This window comes from Amycolatopsis sp. lyj-108 (genome assembly GCF_046549005.1).
Taxonomy (GTDB): Bacteria; Actinomycetota; Actinomycetes; order Mycobacteriales; family Pseudonocardiaceae; genus Amycolatopsis.
On record NZ_JAJPWQ010000008.1, the window covers coordinates 421,856 to 443,928 of the forward strand.

A 22,073-nucleotide genomic window follows, 5' to 3' on the forward strand; every position below is an offset into this window, starting at 1 on the left:
TTTTCCGGCGAGGGTTCTTTCATGTCCGTGAACAGAAAAATGACCCCTGAAGTCATACGCCGAATCGGAACCCGCCGAACGGATTGGGCCGAACCGGTGATCTTGACCGAACCGCCCCGAACAGGGAAAACTTGTCCGGTAGCCACTTTGTTAAGAAACCTTCCCAACGTCGGGCCGAGCTGTTAACGTCCGAACCCGCTTAGCGGAAACAGGTGCCGATCATCGGTACCCCGGTCCAACGGAGGGGCGAAGTGGGCACACCACGAGGCCTGGATTCCAGTGGCACACTCGAGCGCGGACTAGCGGTTCTCGAGCACGTCGGCAAGAACCAGGAGATTTCCACCAACGCGATAGCCCGGCAACTGGGTCTCTCCCGGAGCGCCGCGTACCGCATCGTCGGCACCCTCAAGAACCTCGAATACCTCGAAGCCGATCGCGCCACCGGCCGCGTGCGGCTCGGCACCCGGCTGGTCGAACTCGGCGCCCGCGCGATGGCGGCGACCGATCTCCACCGCTGCGCGCCGCGCTATCTCGCGTCGCTCGCCGAGCGGAGCGGCGAGACGACGTACCTCGCCGTCCCGGACAACGACACGATGGTCTACGTCGCCACCGAACGCAGCGCCAACGCCGTCACCCTCGCCTGCCGTCTCGGCACCCGCCGTCCGCAGCACGCGACGTCACTGGGCAAGGCGTGGCTGGCGGCACTGCCCGAACAGGACCGCGTCGAACGCATCCGCCGGATGAAACTCGACAGTCTCACGCTCAAGACGATCAACGATCCGGTCCGGCTGCTCGACGACCTGGCGAGGACGAGCCGCCGCGGCTGGGCCGTGGACGACGTCGAAAACGAACCGGACGTCGGTTGCGTGGCCGCCGCCGTCCGCGACCACACCGGACGGCCGATCGCCGCGATCAGCATCGCGGGCCCGGCCGGCCGGGTGCTCCGCCGCACCGACGAACTGGGCGCGACGGTGGCCGGGACCGCGGCCGCGCTTTCACTCCGGCTGGGTTACGTCCGGGCGCAAAGGGGCTGAGGTGGGCTGAGTCCAGGACTACCAGCCGGCGGGCGGGCTGTGACTGTCCGCGGCGCCGGCGGTGTCGCCGATCGTCGTGCTGCTGGTGACGCTGGGAGTCCTGCGCCGATCGGCGTGGCTCTCGGCGGCGCTGGCGCCGATCACCGCGCTGCTGGTCGCGGTACTGCTGTACCGCATGCCCGCCGGGCTCGCCTTCGATTCCGCGGCCATGGGCCTCGTGTTCGGGGCGTGATCGGTGGCCTGGATCGCGTTCCACGCCGTGTACTTCCACAACGTCACCGTCGCGACCGGACGATTCGACGACATCAAGGCGGTCCTCGCCGGATTCAGTGAGGACCGCCGCCTCCAGGCGACGGGCGATCGCGTTCGGGTTCGGCGCGTTGCTTGAGGGAATCGCGGGCGGCGGCTCGCCGATCGCGATCACCGCGGCGATGATGGCCGCACTCGGTTTCCCGCCGGTGAAGGCGGTCGTGCTCGCGTTGCCGGCGAACACCGCGCCGGTCGCGTTCGGCGGCCTCGGCGATCCGCTGATCGTGCTCGGCAGGCTGACCGCGCCGATCCTCGACATGAAACTCCGAACAGGCGACGGAACTGTTCTCGTCGATGGTCGGGCGCCAGCTGCCCTTTCCCGGATTCCTGATCGTGGTCCTCACGGGCTGGAAACGGATGATCGAGGTCTGGCCCGCCGTGCTGACCGCGGGCCTTTCGTTCGCGGTCATGCAGTTCGTCACCTCGAACTTCATCAGCGATTCTGGATCGGCACGATCTTCGAGAACCTGCCCGAATGGCTGGACCTGACGAAGCTGCCGCACAAGGCCGACTGGGTGTTCGCGTGGCCGGGGCTGCACAAGGAGGTCGTCCAGCACGCGCCGATCACGCCGAAGGACACCCCGTACGCGGCGACGTTGACCGTCGATTTCCTTTACTCGCCAGGAACCGTGGCCCTGATCGCGGCGATCGTGGCAGGCTTCGCGATGGGCGCGAAACCGCGGCTGCTGCTGGCCACCTACCGCCGGATACCGCACCGGATGCGGTGGGCGCTGGCGACCACCGGGGTGCTGTTCCCGTTGTTCTCCGCCTACATCGGCCGGCTGGGCGTCTCCCTCACCGGATCGGACGCGTCGACGAACACCTCCGGCGGCGTGATGGGCAAGATGATCTCGCCACAGACCTGTCCATCGGCGCCACCGCGATCGGGCAGGCCGGGAAGGAAGGCGCGCTGCTGCGGCAGACGTTCCTGTGGTCGGTCGCGCTGACCGCCGTGGTCGGGGTCATCGCGCTGCCGCAGGCGACCGTGCTGGAGTTCATGATCCCGTCGTGAACGGGAACACGGGAATGTCCACAATGGTCACCCGATCTTTACCGGCCATTGGGCTGGATGGATGAACACCAGGTTCGTTCACCGGAATGGGAACTACCGTTGTCCTCATGCCCATGACGCTGATCAAAGGTACGTTCCAGCTTGTCGGAGCCTCACCGGACGGCGATTCGGTGCGGTTCTATCCCGACGATCCCCAGGCGACGAAGAAGGCGGGCCTGAAGGTCCGGCTCAATTCGCGGGGCGGGATGCAGTTGCGGCTCGACGCGATCGACGCGCTCGAAACGCATTACCAGGCCAGGGGAACCGGCGGGATGTGGCATCAGCCCGCGGAATTCGCCGACGCCGCCGCGGCGAACCTGCTGAAGGTCCTCGGCTTCAAAACGGTCGAACGCGATGAACGGGGAAGGGTCACTTCGGCGACCCCGATCAAGGTGCCGGGTCACATACTGACGCGATTCGCCGACAAATACGGACGGGCGGTGGCGTTCGCCTTTCCCGGACAACGGCCGGGAAGGTCCGCGGACCTTTCCAAGGTCCATCTCGACGTCAAAACGCTGAAGAACTCCGCGAACTACCGGCAGGTGGCGGCGGGCCTCGTCTACCCGACGTTCTATTCACTGCTGTATCCCGATCTCCGTGACGCCTTGGCCGAAGCCGCGGTCAAGGCCCGCAAGGACGGGCGTGGGCTGTGGCCGCAGGACGTCACGAACTCCGGGTTCAAGCTCTCGTCACGGCGGCAACTGGCCGACGAACTGGTGATCCTGCCCAAACTGTTCCGCAGGCTCGTCGACTATCTCGCGCTCGACGAAAGCGGCGGGGTCTCGCTCACCGGCTTCTCCGACTTCCTCGATTCCCGCAACGACCGCCTGTTCACCGTCCCGGACGGGCACGCCACGGAATTCGAGACCTTGGTGACCGTGAAGCGGCAGACCGTGAACCTGACGACCGAGCCCGAGCGGATCGTCTTCATCGAGGCCTGAACCGGCCCGTGTCGGCAAAAAGACCGTACCTCCCTCCCCCTCCGCCGTGCTCATCTGAAAGGTGGGAGAGGGAGCCGATGCAAGGACACGGTTCGCGGCGGCCGCTGGAGGCCGGCGGGCGGACGGAGACAGCCTCGAAGCTGGTCGACGTCGTCCGCGTCCTGGTCGTGCGCTACTGCCGGGCGCGGATCGGACGTCGTTCCGGCACCTACGACATCGCCGACGCGATCGCGAAGGACAGCTGCCGCGAAATCCTCGCCGGAGCGGCCGGGGCGGCCGCGCACCTCACGTTCGCCTACGACGTCACGCGCGGCCTCGTGGACGGCTTCCACCGGAGCACCGCCGAACTGCCGAACCCGCTTTCGGGCCTGCCGGGCCAGCAGCGCGAGATCATGGTGCTGCGGTCGCTCGTCGGGCTTTCCGCCGAAGACACCGCGCTGGCGCTCGGCTGCACCGTCCAGACCGTCCGGCTGGGCCAGCACCGGGCCCTGACCGCGCTGCGCCCCGCGCCCGCCTGACGCGCCCCCTTCGCAATTCGTCACCTACTTGCGCCGGTTCGGCGCGACATCGAACGCAAGTAGGTGACGAATTGCGAGGAGGTCAGGGGGTGCACTCGGCCGCGCGGTTCAGCAGGAGGGTGCGCTCACGGTCGTTCCCGGTCATTTCCGCCGCGCGCTCGAACTCGGCGCGGGCCTCGTCCAGACGGCCGAGCTTCGCCAGGAAGTCGCCGCGCACACTCGGCAGCAGGTGGTACGACTTCAGCGCGGGCTCCGACGTCAGCTTGTCGACCACCGCGAGGCCCGCTTCGGGTCCGACGGCCATCGACAGCGCCACCGCGCGGTTCAGTTCGATCACCGGCGACGGGTTCAGCTTCCCGAGCCCTTCGTACAAGATCGCGATGCGCGCCCAGTCGGTCTCCTCGCCCGTCCGCGCCCGCGCGTGGCAGGCGGCGATGGCGGCTTGCGCGGCGTAGACGCCGAAAGCGCCGTCCGCGAGCGACTCGGCGAGGTCCAGCGCGGCGAGACCGCGGCCGATCAGGAGCCGGTTCCATTTCGTCCGGTCCTGATCCAGCAACAGCACGGGTTCGCCGTTCGGCCCGACGCGCGCGGCCGACCGCGATGCCTGGATCTCCATCAGCGAAACGAGCCCGTGCACCTCGGGTTCCTTCGGCATCAGCCCGGCCAGGATCCGGCCGAGCCGCAGCGCCTCCTCGCACAGCGCCGGCCGCATCCAGTCCTCGCCCGCCGTCGCGGAGTAGCCCTCGTTGAAGATCAGGTAGATCACTTCGAGCACCGACTCCAGGCGCGCGACGCGATCGGTCCCCTCCGGCACCTCGAACGGCACCTTGGCGTCGCCGAGCGTCTTCTTCGCGCGGACGATGCGCTGCGCGATGGCGGTCTCCTTGGCGAGGAACGCCCGCGCGATCTCGTGCGTCTGGAGCCCGCCGATCATCTTCAGCGTCAACGCCACCCTGGCCTCGGTCGAAAGCACCGGGTGGCAGGCGGTGAACACCAGCCGCAGCAGATCGTCCTCGATATGGTCGTCGAGGCCCGCGGTGAAGTCGGGTTCCTCCTCGAACTCCTGCTCGCGGCCGATCTCGCCGAGCTTCCGTTCGTACCGCTCGTTGCGCCGGAAGGTGTCGACGGCCCGGCGTTTGGCCGTGGTCATGAGCCAGGCGCCCGGATTCCTCGGGACGCCCGACTCCGGCCACTGTTCGAGCGCGGCGACCAGCGCGTCCTGCGCGAGTTCCTCCGCGAGGCCGACGTCGCGCGTCATCCGCGCGAGGCCGGCGATGAGGCGGGCCGACTCGATCCGCCATACCGCGTCGATCGCCGACCGGGGGTCTGCTGTTGCCGTCACGCCGACCAATCAACATCGTCGGCGTGACGACCGCAACCACTACTTCGCCTCGGCCTGTTCCCGCAGCTTCTGCTCGTGCTCGACGATCTCGGGCGTGGCGTTGTCGAAGTCCTCCATCTCGGCGACCCGCCGGATCTCGATCTCGCCCTCGCGGAACGGCGCGCGCTTCATCCATTCGATGACCTCGGCCTTGTCCTTGACCTGCAGGATCCAGAAACCCGCGATGAGTTCCTTGCTCTCGGCGAAAGGCCCGTCGACGACCCTGGCCTCGGTGGTGCCGGAGTACTGGATGCGGACACCCTCGGCGCTGGGGAGCAGTCCTTCACCCGCGAGCATGACGCCCGCCTTCACCAGCTCCTCGTTGAACTTCCCCATCTCCTGCAACTCCTCGGCACTCGGCTGAGCACCGGCCACGTCGGTCTTCTCATCGCTCTTGACAATCACCATGAACCGCATCTGAGTCTCCGTTCCCGGCGGGGCTCGTCCCCTGCCACATCAACGCGTCGATCGGGCACCCCTGGTTTCGACACGGTCCCCGAACTTTTTTCCGCGAGTATTCGAGCAGCCGGAAAACCGCAGGTCAACCGCACATGGGAGAATCACCCGTCGTGGCCGCTCTCCCCTCAGACCTCAGCTCAGCCCTCGACGCAGAGTTGGGCAAGTACCCGCAGACCAGGCTGACGCAGTCCGTCGAGCGGCTCAGCACGCGCTACCGCGAGAACAGCCCCGCGAGCGCGCCCATCCTCTCTTCCGAGGTCGACATCGCGGCGTACGCGGGCTACCGGATGCCGGCCACGTACGCGGCCATACACGCCGTTCTCGCCGAAGCCGCCCTCCGCGCTCCCGGGTTCGCTCCGCGCACGCAGATCGACGTCGGCGGAGGGACCGGTGCGGCGATCTGGGCGGCGGCCGACGTGTGGCCGTCGCTGGAGGAGACCACCGTCGTCGAACAGGTCCCCGGCGCGATCGCGCTGGGACGGCGGCTCGCGGGGAACGCCGGGGGCAAGGCCGTCCGCGGCTCGACCTGGCAGCGCGGCCTGATCGACCCGGCCGCACCCGCACCGGACGCCGACCTGGTGACCCTCTCCTACGTCCTCGGTGAGCTGCCCGAAGCCCGCCGGGCCGACACCGTCCGCTGGCTGTCGGCGAAGGCCGGGATGCTGGTGCTGATCGAACCCGGCACGCCCGCGGGCTACGAACGGATCGTCGAGGCGCGGGATCAGCTCGTCGAACTCGGGCTTTCCCTCGTCGCGCCCTGTCCGCACGAGGGCGCGTGCCCGATCCCGCGCGGCAAGGACTGGTGCCATTTCTCCGCGCGCCTCCCGCGCACCGGCCTGCACCGCCAGCTCAAGTCCGGGACGCTGGGCTTCGAAGACGAGAAGTTCTCCTACATCGTCGCCTCACGCACGGCGCCGGAACGGGCCGAAGGCCGGATCCTGCGCCATCCGGCCAAACGCAAGGGCATGGTCAGCCTGACCCTGTGCGCCGAAGCCGGGCTCACCGAAACGATCGTCACCAAACGGCACGGTGACGCCTACCGCGAGGCCCGCGACGCCGAATGGGGCGACGCCTGGCCCGGATGACGCGTGTTTCCAGCCGTAACTCGCGTGTCTGGAGCCGTAACTCGCGTGATTGGAGCCGTAACTCGCGTGTTCCGCCTCCAGTCACATGCCGCCCCCTTCACGGACCTCGTCGCGCCGGATTACCGATGACGGCGAGCAACGCGCCCAGCGCCGGATTGTCGTTGCCCCGCCGCCACATCAGTTCGAGTTCCACCGGACGGCCCTCGACGCCGCCCACCGGGCGGAGCACGACGCCCTCGAACCGCAGCGCGGCGGCCGCGGCAGGCACCAGCGCGACGCCGAGGGCCGCCTTCACCAGCGCGAGCACCGTATGCACCTGACAGGGGTATTGCGTGTAGTCCGGCAGCACCCTGGCGGCACGGAACACCGCCACGAGCAGATCGTGGAAGTACCGGCCATCCGACGGCGAATACATGATGAACGGCTCGCCGTCGAAATCGCGGACGTCGGGATTCTTCTTGCGCCGCGCCAACGGATGCGCGGACGGCAGCGCGGCCAGCAGCGGCTCCCGCCACAGCGGCAGGGTCACGACGTCGGCACCGGTCACCGGCGGCCGGACCATGCCGAGATCGAGCCCGCCAGCCAGCAATTCCTCCACCTGTGCCGCCGTCACCATTTCCCGCAGCACGAGATCGACGCCGGGCACCTCGGCGTTCGCCGCGGCGATGACGCGATCCAGATACGAATAGGCCGCGGTGGCGGTGAAACCGAGCGTGACGACGCCGACCTCACCTTTCTTCGCCCGGCGGGCATACAGCGTCGCCTCCTGCGCCGAACGCAGTATTTTCCTTGCCTCGGCGAGAAAAACCCGTCCGGCGGGTGTCAGCCGGACCATGCGGTGCGTACGGTCGAAAAGCTCGACCCCCAGTTCGCGTTCCAGCAACTGGATCCGCCTGCTCAACGGCGGCTGGGTCATCGAGAGCCGCTCCGCCGCCCGGCCGTAGTGCAGTTCCTCGGCCACCGCGACGAAACTCACCAGCTGTTCCAGGGAGAACACCCATCCAGTCTAGGTATCACCGGCGGGCGGACAAGCGCCGAAACGGTATCGTTCAGCGCGGGATTTCCACTGTGCGGTCCATGATCCCGGTCGCCACGGAATGGATCTTGCGATTGTTGCTCCGCGCGTAGGCGCGCAATACGCCGAACGCGTCGTCGACCGAAACCCGCAGCCGTTCGGCGAGCACCCCTTTCGCCTGTTCGATGATCACCCGGCTGTTCAACGCCGTTTGCAGCTGCGCGGTGATGGTTTCCTGCCGCTGCAACAGCCGATGGTGCAGGATGCCGATCGTGGCGATGTCCGCGAGCGCCTGCCCGAGCCTCAAACCGGCGTCGTCCAGCGAAGCGGGGCGGGTGCCGAACAGGTTCAGCGCGCCGATCACTTCGTCGCGGCGGCGCATCGGCAACGCGTACACGGAGCGGAACTCCGCGTCTTCCGCGGCACGGGAGAACTTCGGCCAGCTTTCCCCCGCGCGCGTCAGATCCGGGCAGACCACCGGCTCGGCGTGCCGGTAGCAGTCCAGGGACGGCCCCTCGGAGTTCCGCAATTGGAACAGTTCGAGTGTGCGGGTCTGTTCGTCGGACGCGGCCACCATGGTGAGTGTGCCGTGCGTGTCTGCGAGCAGCAGTCCGGCGGTACAGACGCCGAGCAGTTCGACACATCTGAGCGCGAGCAGGTCGAGGAACTCGATGAGATCGAAATCGTCGACAAGGGTGTCCGCCAACTGCACGAAGGTTTCCCGCAAGCCTGCCGCGAGGTGGGTCATCGTTTCTGATATCTCCTTAGGCACACGTCCGTCATGACTCGGACCGGAAGGTGATCCGGCGCCGCACCACGTCCATGGCGACCTCGTCGAGGTTCCGGTCATCGGCGTAGGCGTGGGCACGCAAGCGGGCGAGCGCGTCCACCGGCCCGATGCCGAGCTGGGCCGACACCATTCCCGCGGCCTGATGCACCCGGTCGTGGTGTCCGGCGAATACGCGATCGATCACTTCGGCCATACCGGGCCCGCCGGTACCGACATCGGCGACGGCGAGGGCGATCACCGCGTCGGCGCAAACGAGTGCCTCCGCCTGTCCTTCCCTCGACGGGAACCCGGCGAGTTCGCGGCAACAGTCGACGACACCCAATTTGATCGCACCTGTCCGGATCGGCACCGCGATGATCGATTTCACGCCTCTGTCGATCGCTTCCGGCGCGAACATCGACCATCGGAGTGACGGCTCCGAACTGGTCACATCGGTTACGCCGAGGAGCATACCGCCGCGCGCGACCTCCCATGCCGGGCCTTCGCCCAAGGTGAACTGCAGATCTTCCAATTCGCGGCTGCGTTCGTCGGTGGCGAAGAAAGGCTCGGCGACTCCTCCGCCGACGGCGAGGGTCAGCCCGACACCGGCCGCTTCGAGGAGTTTCCGCAAACTACGCAGGCGTGTTCCACGGAAACCGCCGAATCTGTTTCCGAAGCGAGAAAACCCATCTTCGCCCAGACCAGCGCCGCGCGATCATGCCGTCGAAACCCCATGGCGCCTCCCGGCATTGTCCGGTGCCGGACGAACCCGCCGGGCCGGGGCGAACAGTGCGGACCACTCGTCGGCGCCACGGCCGATTCTCCCACGTTTTCGTCCTTTTGCCGCGCCCGCTACCTCGTCTCCGGCACCAATGCGGTGGTCCGAAGAGACGAACGGACGACCAGGACGGCGGCAATCGCCCGTTCAGCCGGTTTCGGTCCCACGGCCCGCCCCTAGGGTGGAACGCGAGACCGCTCGTCCCGGCCCCCGGCGAACGGCGCTCATCGGCGAGCTCTGGAGGGGCAATGTGCGTTCGCATTCTCGAGACCCGGGCCAAACGGGGGAATCCCTTTCTCCGGCTACTGGTCCGTATTCAGCTCAAGGCGTCCTGGCGCTGAGCGCAGGCACGCAGCCTGCTGATCGCGCGGTGTTTGGTCACCCGCACGCGTGACGACGTCGTACCGAGCGCCGCGGCGGTCTCGTTCGACGTCAGTTCACCGATCACCCGCATCCCCAGCACTTCCCGGTGGGAGACGGGCAGTGTCCGCATGAGTCTGCCGAGCCGGACGCCGAGATCGGTCCGCAGGGCACGCTGCTCCGGTTCGTCGGCGGCCACCGCCGGACGTTCGGGGAGTTCACCGGTCAGCACCTGTTTGCTCCGCGACGCCTTCCGGAAGGCGTCGGCGACCTTGTTCGCCGCGATGGCGCGCAGGAGGAACAGGAAGGAACCGCCGCGCAGGCCGTGCCCGGGAACCGCGACGAAGACCGCGAGGCAGATCTCCTGCGCCACGTCGGCCGGTTCGAGATAGGTCAGGTCGCGGCCGCCGAGGCGGATCTCGGCGTACTTCCGCGCCCACGCGTCGACGGCGGCCATGAGGTCGTCCATCCCGTGCGGCCCGCCGTCCGCCGCCGCCCTGGCGAGGCCGTCCCAGCAGGCGGGGGAAATCCACGGCTCACCGCCGCCCGTTCCTCGCATCGGAAAATCGTCGTTCATGTCCCGCTCCCACGGATGAGAAAATCCGGCCGCCGAGGTCCAGGACGGAACGCGGACAACGGTAGTCGAGAGGACCGGCCACCTCAATCGACGAAGGTCCGCGACCAATTGTCCGTTCCGGCGCGAAACCGGACAGATTCCCACCAGTGGTCTGGACAACTCCCGGCCCGGCGCCGTAACTTCCCGTGCTGAGACGCCTCGCCAAGGTCACACCCAGGCCGGGAACGCGCCCCCGGCCGACATCCGCAAGCACCGCCGCGGCACGTTCGCGTTCCGCGGCGGGATTCCGCCGAGGAGTGAACTGTGCGCATCCGCAAGAAGATCCGGCGCGTCTTGACCGCGTTGGCGGTCACCCTGCCCCTGGTCACCGGGGTTTCGGCGCTTTCGGCGCCCACCGCGGTCGCCGCGGGCCCCGATCCGCTGCCGTTGACCGTCACCAACAATTCGAACCGCTCCGACACGGTTCACCTCTACGTGCTCGGCACGAACCTCAACACCGGCAAACTCGGCTACGTCAACGCCGCCGGCGCCTTCACCCCGTGGCCGGCGGGGGCGAATCCGCCGAGCCCCGCGCCGGACGTCGCGATCGCGGGCCCCGGCAACGGCGGCTCGACCACGCTGCGGATCCCGCGGATGCTCTCGGGCCGCGTCTACATGTCGTTCGGGCAGAAGATCAAGTTCTTCCTGACCCCGGACGGGCTGGTACAGCCGGCGCCGTGGGCCGACGGCGACCCGAACCGCGACATCCTGTTCGACTGGAGCGAATTCACCTACGACAACGGCGGGCTGTTCATCAACAGCTCGCAGGTCGACATGTTCAGCGTGCCGCACGCCGTCGGGCTCACCAACGGGGCAGGCACGAACAAGGAGGCCGGACGCCTCAAGGCGGGCGGCCGCGAGGCGATCTTCAACGCCGTCCAAGGACAGTCCGGTTTCTCGAACCTGGTGTACAACCGGCTGCGGGTCCTCGCGCCGGGCAAAGGCCTCGACACCGGCAAATTCGGCGCGAACTACCTCGACGGCTACGTCACGAGCGCCTGGAACACCTACAAGTCGACCCCGCTGACCGTGGTCCCGTTCGAGGCCGAACCCGGCAAGAAGTTCACCGGCCGCACCGGCGGGGACGACGTCCTGCGCTTCACCGACACCTCGGGTGCGACGGTGGCGTCGTTCAGCAAGCCGAGCACCCGCGACGTCTTCAACTGCGACGGACGGCTGCACGCGCCGAACGACCAGGTCGTCGGCCCGATCGCGCGGACGCTGTGCGCGGCACTGCACCGCTCGACCCTCGGCTCCCTGCACACGCAGCCGACCTACGACGCGGGCCAGTTCTACAAGCAGCCCGTGACCGACCACTACTCGCGGATCGTGCACGAACAGATGGTCGACGGGAAGGCGTACGGATTCGCCTTCGACGACGTCGGGCACTTCGAGTCGCTGGTGCACGACGGCGACCCGCGTACCGCGCGGATCATCCTGACCGCGTTCTGAGGCGACCGCGCCCGGCTCTGGCCAACCGTGTTCCAGGTCCCCACGGCGGGCGGCGGGCCGGGATCGCAGGTCCGTGAAGGGCTCCTTGCCTACTCTGAGGGCAGGGAAGGAGCCCCTCACGGCATGCCGGGCTGAGCTTGGCCCGGCGTGAGATAGACCCGCTGCTGCGGGCGGAAGGACCCCTTCATGTACTTCACGCAAGAAACGCCGCAAGTCACGCAGTAGGTGCCTAAGAGAAGCATCGCCAGAACCCGAATCGCCACTCACGACCAACTCGACCCACGCCTTCCGGCATCCTGGTCACTTGAAGTACGTGAAGGGGTCCTTCACGTACTTGGGGAAGTCCTTCGCGCGCCTTCGTTGTGCCTGGTGGGGCTACTGGGACCAGAGGCGTGCGACCCAGGTCCCGCGATCAGCCGAAGCCAGCCCTCTCAGCGCGCCCCGCTCCCGATCCGCCAGGCCGACATGCCGATCCCGCTCGGCTCGAGCGAGAACTTCGGCGGCTCGGGGGTGCTGAGGCGCTTCAGCTCCTCCGGCGTGTACCGCACGCATTTCCGGTGCCATTCCAGGATCCCGGCCATCCAGTCCTTCATGTTGTCCGCGTACCTGGTCAGTACCGCGCGGACGTCGTCGTCGAGCCCGAGGTCGTCGCACATCCGCGGGAGACCCTCGTCGGCGAGCTGCTCGAACTGGTCCATCCGCGCGTTCATCAGCCGGGCCGCGATGTCGCGGGCCTCCATCCGGTCGACTTCCAGGAAGCGCTCGACGACGTAGACGAGGTTGTGCACCTCGCCCTCGTATTCGACCTCCTTCTGATAGGAGAAGAGGTCGTTGGCGAAGGTCGCGTAGTCCTGGGCGGCGGTGTCGAGTTCGAACAGCACCCGGTTCTGGTAGATCTCCGGCGGTACGACGTCGCCGAGCCGGAGCCGGGCGAGGCTCTTCGTCAGATCCGAACCGAACGTCCGCCGCCGCATCTCCACGTAGTCGACCGGGTCGGGGACGCGGTTCTGCGCCTGGTTCGCCACCTCCCAGACCCAGCTCGCGGTCATCCGTTCGATCGCCTGCCGGAACTCCGCCCGCGCGGGCGGGGTCAGCGGTCCGGCGGTGCGGTTCCACAGGTCCTCGAGGCCGCGCTCGACCGGGTTCGACGGCTTCGGCACCGGCTCGCCGTCGAGCGGCATGAAGAGGGAAAGGCGGTCATTGCACAGTTTCGCGGCGACGGGGTCCCTTCTCATCCCGAAGACGACCGGGAAGTAGTCGTCGCCGTAGGTGCCCCAGGTCAGCCAGTCCGACGACAGCTTGAGCTGGTCGAGATCCGAGTCCGCGTGGATCATCGCGGCGCAGTGCGGCAGATCGATGCCGCGCATCCGGCGCTCGTCCCAGATCCCGCCTTCCTCGAACATCCCCATCTCCCGTGCCCAGCCCGGCGCGTACTCGCGGGCGGCGGCGAGGTGCGGGCTGGTGCGCACGGGGTACGGCATGCGGAATTCCGGCAGCGGCAGATGCCCCACCTTCGCGAACGGCGGCGGCGCCTGCTGCCGCACCCGCTGGACCAGCCCCAGCCTGCCCGGCGAGAGCCGCGGCGATCCGGTGCCGAGCCCGCTCGGCCCGTTGGCGCCGGACACCGGGCCCTCGTTCATGTACCGGCTCGACCGCGCGTGCCATTCGTGACCGCCGGACTGCCAGTCCTGCAGGCCTTTGACGTACCGGCCGGCCCCGATCTGTTCGGCCAGCGAGACGTCGCGTTCGGCCAGCAGCGCGGGCACTTCGACGAGCGCGGTGTTCTCGAACTGCTGCAGCCGCGAGGTCAGCAGGTCGTTGGTGAGTTCGGCGGCCTCCTGGGTCGGACAGTCGAGGAACTTCTCGAAGACGAGGACGGCGTTGGAGTTCTCCCCCTCTTCGCGTACTTCTCGTTGGTAGGAAAAGAGATCGTTGCGAAGGTGGACGGCGTCGGCGAAGGTGTCGCGCAGGACCTCCATCGGCCTGGTCGCCGCGATCCTGTCCGGCACTTCGGCGCCGACGGCGTACTCGATCAGGTTCGCCGACCACGGCGCCCCGCCGACGCGACGGCGCATCTGGATGTACTCGATGGGGTTCGCGATCCGGCCGCGGTCGATGTTGTCCAGTTCCCAGAGCGATTCGACCATGAGGTTGTGCGTACTGGTGACGAAACGCCGCCGCCAGGCTTCCGACATCGAGGGAATGGTGCGCGCCCAAAGGTCCTTGAGCCCGGCTTCGGCGGGATTTTCCGGTTCCGGAGAGGTTTCCCCCGGCCCGGTCATGAACAGTTCCAGCCGGTCCAAATAGGCTTTCGCACCCTCGGTGTTCCGGGTGTACTTGAATTGCGCGAGGAAATCGTCGTCGAAGAAGAACACCCAGACGTACCAGTCCGTGACCAGATCGAGGGACGGCCCGTCACAGTCCGGATGGGTGTGCGCGCAGAGCAGCGCGTAATCCATTTTCGCCAGCGCCTGCTCGGTCCAGACGACGTCACCGGACGGGGCGGGTGAATCGAGCATGCCCATTTGCCTTGCCCAGGCCATACTGTGCGTTCGCGCCGCTTCGAGGTGCGGATTCATCCCGGCCGGATGCGGCACGTAGAACTCGGGCAAGGTGAAAGCCTGCATCGGCGACTGCCTCCCGCGGGTGTCGGATATGCCCCGACGTTTCCAGTCCGCGATGCTCCCGGGCAACGGCCACCCGAGGGATTCGGTGTGCCATGGAGTGAATCAGTCCCAGATGGACGCCGAATCGACATACGGCGCGAGCAATCCGCTCAATACCCGGTCACCGTTCCCGTTCAATTCGTCCTCGGCGATCCGGCGGGCGACGCCGACCAGGAAATCGGCGGCCTGCACCCGCGGATCGGTCCGCGAATCCACGAACCTCACCCCGGCCGAACCCGGGGTCGACTCGATCCGGGCGAGCCGTTCACCCTTGAGCGACGGCTGTTCGTCGTGGACGAGGAAGACCCGCTCCCCGCCCGCGCTCCAGTACTCGACGGCGCGGAGGATCGCGGGCACCAGCGGATCGAGGGGCTTGGCGTCGCGCGCCTCGGCGACCTTCGCCCGCAGTTCCGCGGTGTCCCCGACCATCGCGAAGAACGACCCCGTCGCCGGATCCCGGCGGTTCCTGGTCCGCAGCACGTCGTTGAACGCGGCGAGGAGTTCGTCGTCCGGCCGGACCTCCGGGCCGGCGAGTGCGCGGAGTTCGTTCGCCAGCAGCAGTTTCTTGTCCACGAGGTACACGTGCGCCCGCCCGTGGACCGGGCCGCGCGGGCCGAGGAACCATTCGAGGACCCGCCGGTGCTTCGTGCGGAGGAGGTGGTTGGCCTTGTACTCGAGCGCGGGCGAGCGGATCCTGCGCCGCAGCTCGGCCAGACAGTCCGCGGCCTCTTCGGGACTCAGCCGGACCCCGGCGTGCGCGAAGACGTCGGTCTGCCCGCCGATCAGCTTCTCACCCTCGGACCCGGACTCGTCGCAAGCGATCTCCAGGGGCACGTCGCGCATCGTGCCCGATCACGGCGGTTCCGTCGAACGGGTTACGCGGGGTCGGGCAGCGGCTCACCGGTCTCGAGCAGCGTCTTGAGGCTCGACAGGATCGACGGCCAGCCGCCCTTGACCATCTCCAGCGCGGTGCTGCCCTGGTCGAAACCGTCGTGCACGACGGTCAGCTTCACCGTGTCGCCGACGGGTTCGAGGTCGAACGTGACCTTCGACCGCGACTCGGCCTGGAGCTTCGCCGACACGTCGTCGTCGAGACCGACCGACTTGGCGAACTCCGGGGTGAAGGTGTGCCACGTGTAGGACAGCCGCCGGTACGGGTCGGATTCGAGGATGACCTGTTCGGGGTCTTCCAGCTTCACGCCGAGCTGGTCCCAGGCCATCGTCGACCCGGGCTTCCAGTCCGAAGTGAACTCACAGCCCCAGTACCGCTTGGTGAAGGCCGGATCGGTGAGCGCCTGCCAAAGCCGCTCCGGCGTCGTCTTGATGTAGCTGGTGTACACGAATTCGTCGGTGCTCATGGGTTGCTGCTCCAATGCCTTCTTGAGGTCGGCGAGCGCGTCGACCCGCCCCTGGTGGTACCGGTCGATCCAGCGTTCGGCGATCGCGTTGATCGGCTCCGCGTTCACGTAATGCAACTTCTCGCGGCCGCGGCGGACCGTGGTCACCAGGTTGGCCGCTTCCAGCACGGCCAGATGCTTGCTGACCGACTGCCGCGCCATGTCCAGCCCCGCGCACAGCTCGCGCAGGGTCTGCCCGTTGCGCGCGTTCAGGTCGTCGAGCAGCCGGCGACGGCTGGCGTCCGCCAGCGCCTTGAAGACCTCGTCCATACCGCTCTCCCTGATATGCAGCCGCGCGGCTGCCTGTTTAGATTAGGCAGCCGCGCGGGTGCATGTCAAGGACTCCGGGTCAGAAGCGGCCGCAGTTCCCGTTGCCCGCCTGTCCGTTGAACACGCTCTTGAGCCACTCGGTGGCGTCGCCGGGAGCGGTCATCATGCCGAGGGCGTGGGAGAAGAACGGAGTGAGGGTCGCGAGGTCCTTCCACTGGACGTTGGCGCCCTTGCCGCACCAGTCCTTCGCCATCTGCTTGCCGACGGCGGCGGGGATGACGTCGTCCATCGGGCTCTGCTCGACCATGACCGGCATGGCGGGCTTGATGGTCCCGATCCTGTTCTCCGCGACGATCGCGTCGAACGGCGGCTGGGAAAGGAACGAAGAGACCGGCTGACCGCTCTTGGTCAGCGAACTCGTCTGCTTGCCCATGAACTTGAAGACCGAGTCCATCGTGCAGGTCTGCCGGGCCTCCAGGAACAGCTGCGCGCCCGCCGGGTTGGCCAGATCCATCATCCTGGCTTCGGGGTAGGCCTGGTTGATGCCGATCAGCGCGTAGCCGAGGAACCCGACGTACATGCCGCCATCCAGCGACTTGGCCAGCGCGGCCTTGTCGGCGGGCGGCGCGCCGGAGTAGACGCCCTTGACGTTCAGTTCGGGCGCGTAGGTGGCGGCGAGTTCTGCCGCGGCCGCGGCGGCGCTTCCGCCTTCGGAGTAACCGGCGATGCCCACCGGGCCGCCGGCGGGCAAACCGGTTTCCGGCAGCCGCTGCGCCGCGCGGATCACGTCCAGCACGGTGTGCGCTTCGGACAGCCGGTTCACGTACGGATGCTCACCACTGCCTTCGACCCACGGTCCGATGTAGTCGGTCTGCGCCACCGCGAACCCGGCGCCGAGCAACGCGTTGACGAAACTGCCCTGGAAACCGGACACCATGTCCTGCGAGCCCTCGCCTGCCAGCGTTTTCGAGGGCGCACACTGCGGGCCCATGCCGAAGGTGAACGGCGCGTAGGCCACGATCGGCCGTTCCCCCGACCCGCTCCACGCGGTGTTCGGCACCAGGACCGTGCCGCTGACCGCGACCTGCTTGTTCTTGTTGTCTCGCGACAGATACTGGACGCGGGTGGCTTTCGCGCCGTTGTAGTTCGAGGGCTGCGACTTGAGCACGTCACCGTTCTGCCCCGCGGGCAACGGCGAAACCGGGCTGTAGACCGAAGTCGTGTCGGCGACGGCCGACGGCGCGGTGAGCGCCACCGCGACCAGCGTCGCGGCGACGGTGGCGATCAGGCCACGGCGAAAGGGAACGGGCATACGGCAGCTCCACGGTGAGTCGGGACCGGGCAGGAGCCCAAGGGGAACGGATCGACCGCGGACTTTCAAGAGATGAAGACCGACCGGTCTTCAAGTTGTCAACCGCGGCCGACCGGCCGTTCTCCGCTTTGTCATGGGGAAACGATGGAATCGCTCTGCGAGTTCGCCGAGTTCGTCCTCACTCGCCGCCTCAGCGCGGAGTGACAATTCCGGCCGGCGTTCAGTCGCAGCCGGGCCGGCGGGAAAGCCATTCGGTGGCGGCGGCGATCGTGCCCCCGGCGCCGGAAGAAACGCGGGAATCCGGCGTGACCTTGTGCCCGTAGACCTGTCCCCCGCGATCGGCCATGACCGCGGTGGTGATGAGCAGGTACGCACCATCGGCCAGCACGACGGTTTCGTTGGAGGTGGAGAGGCCCATCGTGTCCTCACCGAAACCGCGTGCTCGGTCCAGGCCCCGGAACGCGATGGCCACCGCCTCCCCGGAGCTGGCGGTGGACGAGTCGGTCAATACGGCCACCGGCGGTGAAGTCCGAGTCAGCCGATCGGGATTGGTGCCCAAGACACGTCCACTCAGCAGGATGTCGGCGCCGCGGGCCTCCCAGGGAAGCGCGTCCTGGCCTGGCGCGGTGAAGGCGCCGATTCGACCGTCACCGAGGAGCGGGCGCAGGACCGTGAGCATCGGCCACATGTCGCCGCCGGTGTTGCCCTGGAGGTCGATCAGCCAGCCACATGGTGCCGCCGCGTCGAGGCCGCGCACCGCGTCCCGCCCCGCCGCCACGTAACGCACGGCGCCTGCCTCGTCCGACTGAAACGCCGGGATGGTCAGAAGCGCGTACCGCCCCTCGATCAACCGGCCTTGGGGCACGGCGATCCGGGCGACAGAGGGCGCCGAAACGGCACCGGCCGGAATCAGGGCGGTGTGGGAGTTGCCCAGTGCGGCGATCGCCCGGTTGATGGCCGGGTAGGTCTGCGCGGGGGTTCGGGCGCCGTGCGCCATCGCATGAGCCTTGGTCCGTACCTTGGGCCAATCGACCCGGCCTCGGTCCAGTGCCCGCTGCTCCAAAAGATCCAGCGCCTGTTCCAGGTAACCGCTCGCCGACGACGGGATGTCTCCCATCGCCTTGTCACCGCTCCCGCATCCGAGCACCAGCACGATTCCGAGCACGATGCCCGGAACGCGCTTCATCCGCGCCGATCAACGACAAAAGAACGAGCAGGCCACCGCACCACGACCATCGCCGACTCCCCTCTGAGGACGTCGACCTTACCGGCAGGCTGAGATCACGTCCGCTGATCGCGGTCGCCGTCAAGGGTCCGCTTGACGGCATCCAGACCGCGGGACATCGCCTCGGCCATCGGCGCGGCCAGCTCGTCGGGGAGCACGTCGCGCGTCCACACCAACCGGCACCGCCGCTCGCCGTCGGCGAAGACCTGCATGGCGGCGCTGTCGTGCTCCGGTCGGACGCTGCCGCCGACGACCGAGTAGACGATCCGGCGTGTGTCGTGGTCGACGGTGACCCGCCTTTCCCGGACCACCGTGCCGTCGGCGAAGGTGACGACCCGGTGGTCGGCCTCGGCCTTGGTGTCCAGCGCGAACCCCGGCGCCATCCGCGAGGGACCCGCGGCGAAGTCGCCGATCACCTCCCACACGTCGTCGGCACCGGACTCGATCACGATTTCCTTGCTGATGGACGCCATGTCCGTCCTCCCTTAACTTCCCTGCCGGATGCTTCAAGCCTGCCCCGAACCGATCCGCGGGTCTTGAAGATCCTTGCGGAAACTGTCGGACCCTCCACCTAACGTCGGCGAGTGCTCTCCTTCGTCGATCTCGCCACCCGTCCGGAGTTCACCGTCGCGACGGTGGACTGCCGGGACGATCACCGCGGCTGGTCGGTCGAGCAGCCGCGCGAAGACGTGCGGCTCGTGCTCGTGCGCCACGGCGGATTCCGCCGCCGGGTCCGCGGTGTCGGCACGGACCTCGACCACACCGTCGGCTACCTCGGGATGCCCGGCGAGGAGGAACACTTCTCCCATCCCGCGGCGGTGACCGGTGTACTTCGATCAGCCTGGAACCCGCGCTCTGGCGCACCCTGGCCGGCGACGCGCCAGTGCTGGAGCGCTCGTCGCTGTACGTGGACGGCACGCTCGACCTCGCCCATCGACGGCTCCTCGCCGCCACCCGCGCCGCCGACACCGGCTATGCGGCGGCCGAGGGCCTGGTCGGCCTGGTGGCCACGATCGTCAGCCAGGTCGTGGCCACGACCATCCCGGCGGTCGACCGGGCAAGCGCCGGCGACCAGGCGCTGGTGGCCCAAGCCCGAGGCGTGATCGGCGACGGCCATCCCGCCGCGGCAGGCCTGATCCCGCTCGCCGCCCTGCTGGGTGTCTCGCCGTACCGGTTGAGCCGGGCCTTCACCCGGGAACTGGGAGTGTCGCTGACTCATTACCGCAACCGGGTCCGCGTAGCCCGCGCGCTGGACCGGCTGGAGAACGGCGACACCAGCCTCGCCGTCCTCGCCGCGGACCTCGGCTTCGCCGACCAAGCCCACCTGTGCCGAACCGTGCGCGCACACCTGGGACATACGCCGACCGCACTACGCGGGCTGCTCGCCTGATAGCACCAAAGAAGCGACGGCTTTGTTCGATGGCTGACCCACCCTCGGGCAGCTGACTCAGGAAAGAGGCGGAACGGCCATACCGCGCAGGTTGAACCGGATGCCGAACCGTTCCGCCAGTCCGGGCACGGTGATCTCGGTGATCAGCTTCCCGGTGACGCGATCGAACCGCTTGATCTTGACAGGGGTCTCGCCGTCGAACGTCTCCTGCATCAGGGTGATCGACCGGTCCGTGAAGATCGCCTGGCTGGACGAATCGCTGTCCGAGGTGAACCCGGTGCCGAACCGCGGCGCGGTGACCCCGGAGGCGATTTCGGTACTCATGATCCGGCCGTCGGCGGCGAGCCATTCGAGGTGGCCTTCCCGCACGGCTTTGGCGTCGTAAGTCTTCTGGGAGAACGTCTCGGGGTCGACCAGCTTCTCGGTGACGGGGCGTCCCTCGGCGTCGACCATGGGCTGTTCGGCGTACTGACCGTTGCCGGTATTCCACGAAACGATGGTGGTCCGGGGCTTGCCGTCGGCGTCGGTGTAATCGGAAAGGAACGTGATGACACCGTCGTGACAGGGCACGTGACGGTTGTGGTCTCCCGCGTCGAAGGCTCCTCGCCAGGCGAGGACCTTTTCCCGGCCTTCGGTTGCCGGGTACAGCTGGGAAAGCAGCTCCGGCTGCGCACCGGGATCGGCTTTCGAGCGCATGCCGGGAATCTTGGCCGAATCCGCGAAATGAGCTCCACCGTCGGTGGCGATTCCATTGAGGACACCGCCGCAAAGCGCGTTCATGAAGTAGTTTCCTTCGACCCGGTAGAGCCGGGAACCGGTCGAAGTGGTGACGGCCACCTGATTGGTGTAGCCGGATTCGGAGAAGCCTTCATTGTAGACCGAGACGAAACCCTTGTCGCCGGGCAAGGCGAAAGCCGACTGCTGGTGCCCTGCCTTCTTGTTCTCGAAGCGGACCAGACCGTCCTTGCCGAGGATGTAGTCGCGGGTGTCGTCGCTGAAGAACAGCCCGGTCTCCGACCACGCGATATGCGACTCGGCCATGCCGCTGGTCTCGATCAGCTGGTTGCTTCCGTCGGCCCGCACCAGGACGAGATAGGCAGGCTGCCGCTTTTCCGGCGGGTTGTCGGCCGAGGTATCCGGGCTGAGGTAGAACGCGACGACGGTTTCGCCGAGCTTCACCACATCGGGATCGGTGATGTTCACTTCCGCTCCGCCATCCGGTGATGTACAGGCCGTCACGGCCAGAAGTGCGCAGGCGGCGAGCGCGACGAGTCGGGGGAGGCGCACCGGGCCGAATCCTCTCAGACGGTGGGCGGTGCGACCCGCACTCGGCAGGCCGCACCGGTCATCGAATGTCGTTACTTGATGGTCTGGTAAACCACGGTGCTGCCGTCATCCTTGATGTTGTCGGGGTAGACGCCCAGCCCGCCGTTCTTGTCCAGGTCGATGTCGACGGAATCCTTGTAGGCCTTCCACACCAGCTCGGAGCAGTTCAGCTTCCCGTTGTTGTTGTACTTGTTGTTCGCGAAGTCCGTGTCGTAGGCCAGACCGCGGAACTTGTTGTAGGCGTGGTTGGCTGCCTTGTCCCGGCTGGACTGCTTGGCGTTGACGGACATCTTGTAGATGGGGCCGCACTTTTTCAGCGTGGACGCCGTGACGGACCGGCTCTTGCTGCCCTTGCCTGGCGCCTCGACGATCGTCTTCGTCGTGTAGTAGATGCCGACGTGGTTGTGCTTGAACACGGAGGTCTTGGCGTAGGAGTGGAAGACATCTCCCTTGTTCCGCGCGTTTCCGACCGTCTTCTTCGTCTTGCAGGCACCGTCGTCGGAGGAGGCGATGCCGATCTCGCTCGACGCGGCCGTTTCCGCGGCCTGGGCGGGCGCGGCGAGCAGGCCGAACATCGCCGTTCCCGCCATCACGGCGGACGCCGCGGACGAGACCAGAATTCTCCCGATCTTGGACATGGATATCCCCTCTTCAAGCTGTGGACAGGCGAATTGTGTTCGCACACAAGACTTCCGATGGGAAGACGTCATCGGAACCGG

General features: G+C 67.6%; 21 protein-coding genes and 1 pseudogene. 7 read left to right on the top strand and 15 right to left on the bottom strand.

Features of this window, described 5'->3' with window-relative positions; all coding sequences use genetic code 11:
* The first annotated feature begins 251 nt into the window (after positions 1-251).
* From ACLJO0_RS28955 to ACLJO0_RS28970, 4 genes and pseudogenes are all read left to right on the top strand, one after another.
* On the top strand, positions 252-1,034 hold the full coding sequence (locus ACLJO0_RS28955) for an IclR family transcriptional regulator (RefSeq protein WP_125782250.1): 783 nt from the start codon (positions 252-254) through the stop codon (positions 1,032-1,034).
* A gap of 43 nt (positions 1,035-1,077) precedes the next feature.
* Positions 1,078-2,355: pseudogene (locus ACLJO0_RS28960) on the top strand (L-lactate permease).
* Between the two features lie 107 nt (positions 2,356-2,462).
* Positions 2,463-3,335 carry a nuclease gene (locus ACLJO0_RS28965; RefSeq protein WP_410581748.1) on the top strand — a complete coding sequence of 291 codons (873 nt, stop codon included), beginning with the start codon at positions 2,463-2,465 and terminating at the stop codon, positions 3,333-3,335.
* A 77-nt stretch (positions 3,336-3,412) separates the two neighbouring features.
* Entirely contained in the window at positions 3,413-3,853 is a 441-nt protein-coding gene (locus ACLJO0_RS28970; protein ID WP_410581749.1) for a sigma factor-like helix-turn-helix DNA-binding protein, read from the top strand.
* Positions 3,854-3,935: 82 nt separating this feature from the next.
* Here the strand turns inward: ACLJO0_RS28970 and ACLJO0_RS28975 are convergent, their stop codons facing one another.
* Positions 3,936-5,204 carry an RNA polymerase sigma factor gene (locus tag ACLJO0_RS28975; protein WP_410581750.1) on the bottom strand — a complete coding sequence of 423 codons (1,269 nt, stop codon included), beginning with the start codon at positions 5,202-5,204 and terminating at the stop codon, positions 3,936-3,938.
* Between the two features lie 30 nt (positions 5,205-5,234).
* Positions 5,235-5,651, bottom strand: a complete 417-nt coding sequence (locus tag ACLJO0_RS28980) for a YciI family protein (RefSeq protein WP_125791289.1) — start codon at positions 5,649-5,651, stop codon at positions 5,235-5,237.
* A gap of 134 nt (positions 5,652-5,785) precedes the next feature.
* On the opposite strand from ACLJO0_RS28980, the gene ACLJO0_RS28985 reads away from it, so the two are divergent.
* Entirely contained in the window at positions 5,786-6,778 is a 993-nt protein-coding gene (locus ACLJO0_RS28985) for a small ribosomal subunit Rsm22 family protein (RefSeq protein ID WP_410581752.1), read from the top strand.
* 97 nt (positions 6,779-6,875) lie between these two features.
* On the opposite strand, the gene ACLJO0_RS28990 is transcribed toward ACLJO0_RS28985, so the two are convergent.
* From ACLJO0_RS28990 to ACLJO0_RS29005, 4 genes are all read right to left on the bottom strand, one after another.
* Positions 6,876-7,775, bottom strand: coding sequence for a LysR family transcriptional regulator (locus tag ACLJO0_RS28990; RefSeq protein WP_410581754.1), 900 nt, complete (start codon positions 7,773-7,775; stop codon positions 6,876-6,878).
* Between the two features lie 52 nt (positions 7,776-7,827).
* Positions 7,828-8,541: a GAF and ANTAR domain-containing protein gene (locus tag ACLJO0_RS28995; protein WP_410581755.1), complete on the bottom strand. Its 714-nt coding sequence runs from the start codon at positions 8,539-8,541 to the stop codon at positions 7,828-7,830.
* Positions 8,542-8,572: 31 nt separating this feature from the next.
* Positions 8,573-9,193, bottom strand: a complete 621-nt coding sequence (locus tag ACLJO0_RS29000) for a GAF and ANTAR domain-containing protein (RefSeq protein WP_410581757.1) — start codon at positions 9,191-9,193, stop codon at positions 8,573-8,575.
* A 463-nt stretch (positions 9,194-9,656) separates the two neighbouring features.
* The gene (locus tag ACLJO0_RS29005) at positions 9,657-10,277 is read right to left on the bottom strand and encodes a sigma-70 family RNA polymerase sigma factor (protein ID WP_410581759.1); all 621 of its coding nucleotides are present in this window, start codon (positions 10,275-10,277) and stop codon (positions 9,657-9,659) included.
* 303 nt (positions 10,278-10,580) lie between these two features.
* Between ACLJO0_RS29005 and ACLJO0_RS29010 the strand changes: the two genes are divergently transcribed.
* Complete coding sequence (locus ACLJO0_RS29010) at positions 10,581-11,768, top strand: beta-1,3-glucanase family protein (protein ID WP_410581760.1); 1,188 nt, start codon at positions 10,581-10,583, stop codon at positions 11,766-11,768.
* Positions 11,769-12,199: 431 nt separating this feature from the next.
* Here ACLJO0_RS29010 and ACLJO0_RS29015 read toward each other — a convergent pair whose 3' ends face one another.
* From ACLJO0_RS29015 to ACLJO0_RS29045, 7 genes are all read right to left on the bottom strand, one after another.
* Positions 12,200-14,395 carry a terpene synthase family protein gene (locus tag ACLJO0_RS29015; RefSeq protein ID WP_410581762.1) on the bottom strand — a complete coding sequence of 732 codons (2,196 nt, stop codon included), beginning with the start codon at positions 14,393-14,395 and terminating at the stop codon, positions 12,200-12,202.
* Between the two features lie 102 nt (positions 14,396-14,497).
* Positions 14,498-15,277, bottom strand: a complete 780-nt coding sequence (locus ACLJO0_RS29020) for a DUF3800 domain-containing protein (RefSeq protein ID WP_410581764.1) — start codon at positions 15,275-15,277, stop codon at positions 14,498-14,500.
* A 32-nt stretch (positions 15,278-15,309) separates the two neighbouring features.
* Entirely contained in the window at positions 15,310-16,101 is a 792-nt protein-coding gene (locus ACLJO0_RS29025; RefSeq protein ID WP_410581766.1) for an ArsR/SmtB family transcription factor, read from the bottom strand.
* A gap of 79 nt (positions 16,102-16,180) precedes the next feature.
* Entirely contained in the window at positions 16,181-17,413 is a 1,233-nt protein-coding gene (locus ACLJO0_RS29030; protein WP_410581767.1) for a lipase family protein, read from the bottom strand.
* A gap of 220 nt (positions 17,414-17,633) precedes the next feature.
* Positions 17,634-18,599 carry a S41 family peptidase gene (locus tag ACLJO0_RS29035; protein ID WP_410581769.1) on the bottom strand — a complete coding sequence of 322 codons (966 nt, stop codon included), beginning with the start codon at positions 18,597-18,599 and terminating at the stop codon, positions 17,634-17,636.
* Between the two features lie 95 nt (positions 18,600-18,694).
* A complete protein-coding gene (locus tag ACLJO0_RS29040) occupies positions 18,695-19,111 on the bottom strand; it encodes an SRPBCC family protein (RefSeq protein WP_410581770.1) in 417 nt (138 codons plus the stop codon).
* A 33-nt stretch (positions 19,112-19,144) separates the two neighbouring features.
* Entirely contained in the window at positions 19,145-19,447 is a 303-nt protein-coding gene (locus tag ACLJO0_RS29045; RefSeq protein WP_410581772.1) for a hypothetical protein, read from the bottom strand.
* 74 nt (positions 19,448-19,521) lie between these two features.
* Between ACLJO0_RS29045 and ACLJO0_RS29050 the strand changes: the two genes are divergently transcribed.
* On the top strand, positions 19,522-20,028 hold the full coding sequence (locus ACLJO0_RS29050; RefSeq protein ID WP_410581774.1) for a helix-turn-helix transcriptional regulator: 507 nt from the start codon (positions 19,522-19,524) through the stop codon (positions 20,026-20,028).
* 57 nt (positions 20,029-20,085) lie between these two features.
* On the opposite strand, the gene ACLJO0_RS29055 is transcribed toward ACLJO0_RS29050, so the two are convergent.
* Together ACLJO0_RS29055 and ACLJO0_RS29060 are read right to left on the bottom strand one after the other, a co-directional pair.
* Entirely contained in the window at positions 20,086-21,231 is a 1,146-nt protein-coding gene (locus tag ACLJO0_RS29055; RefSeq protein WP_410581776.1) for a hypothetical protein, read from the bottom strand.
* Between the two features lie 155 nt (positions 21,232-21,386).
* Positions 21,387-21,992: a YiiX/YebB-like N1pC/P60 family cysteine hydrolase gene (locus tag ACLJO0_RS29060; RefSeq protein WP_410581777.1), complete on the bottom strand. Its 606-nt coding sequence runs from the start codon at positions 21,990-21,992 to the stop codon at positions 21,387-21,389.
* Positions 21,993-22,073 lie beyond the last annotated feature (81 nt).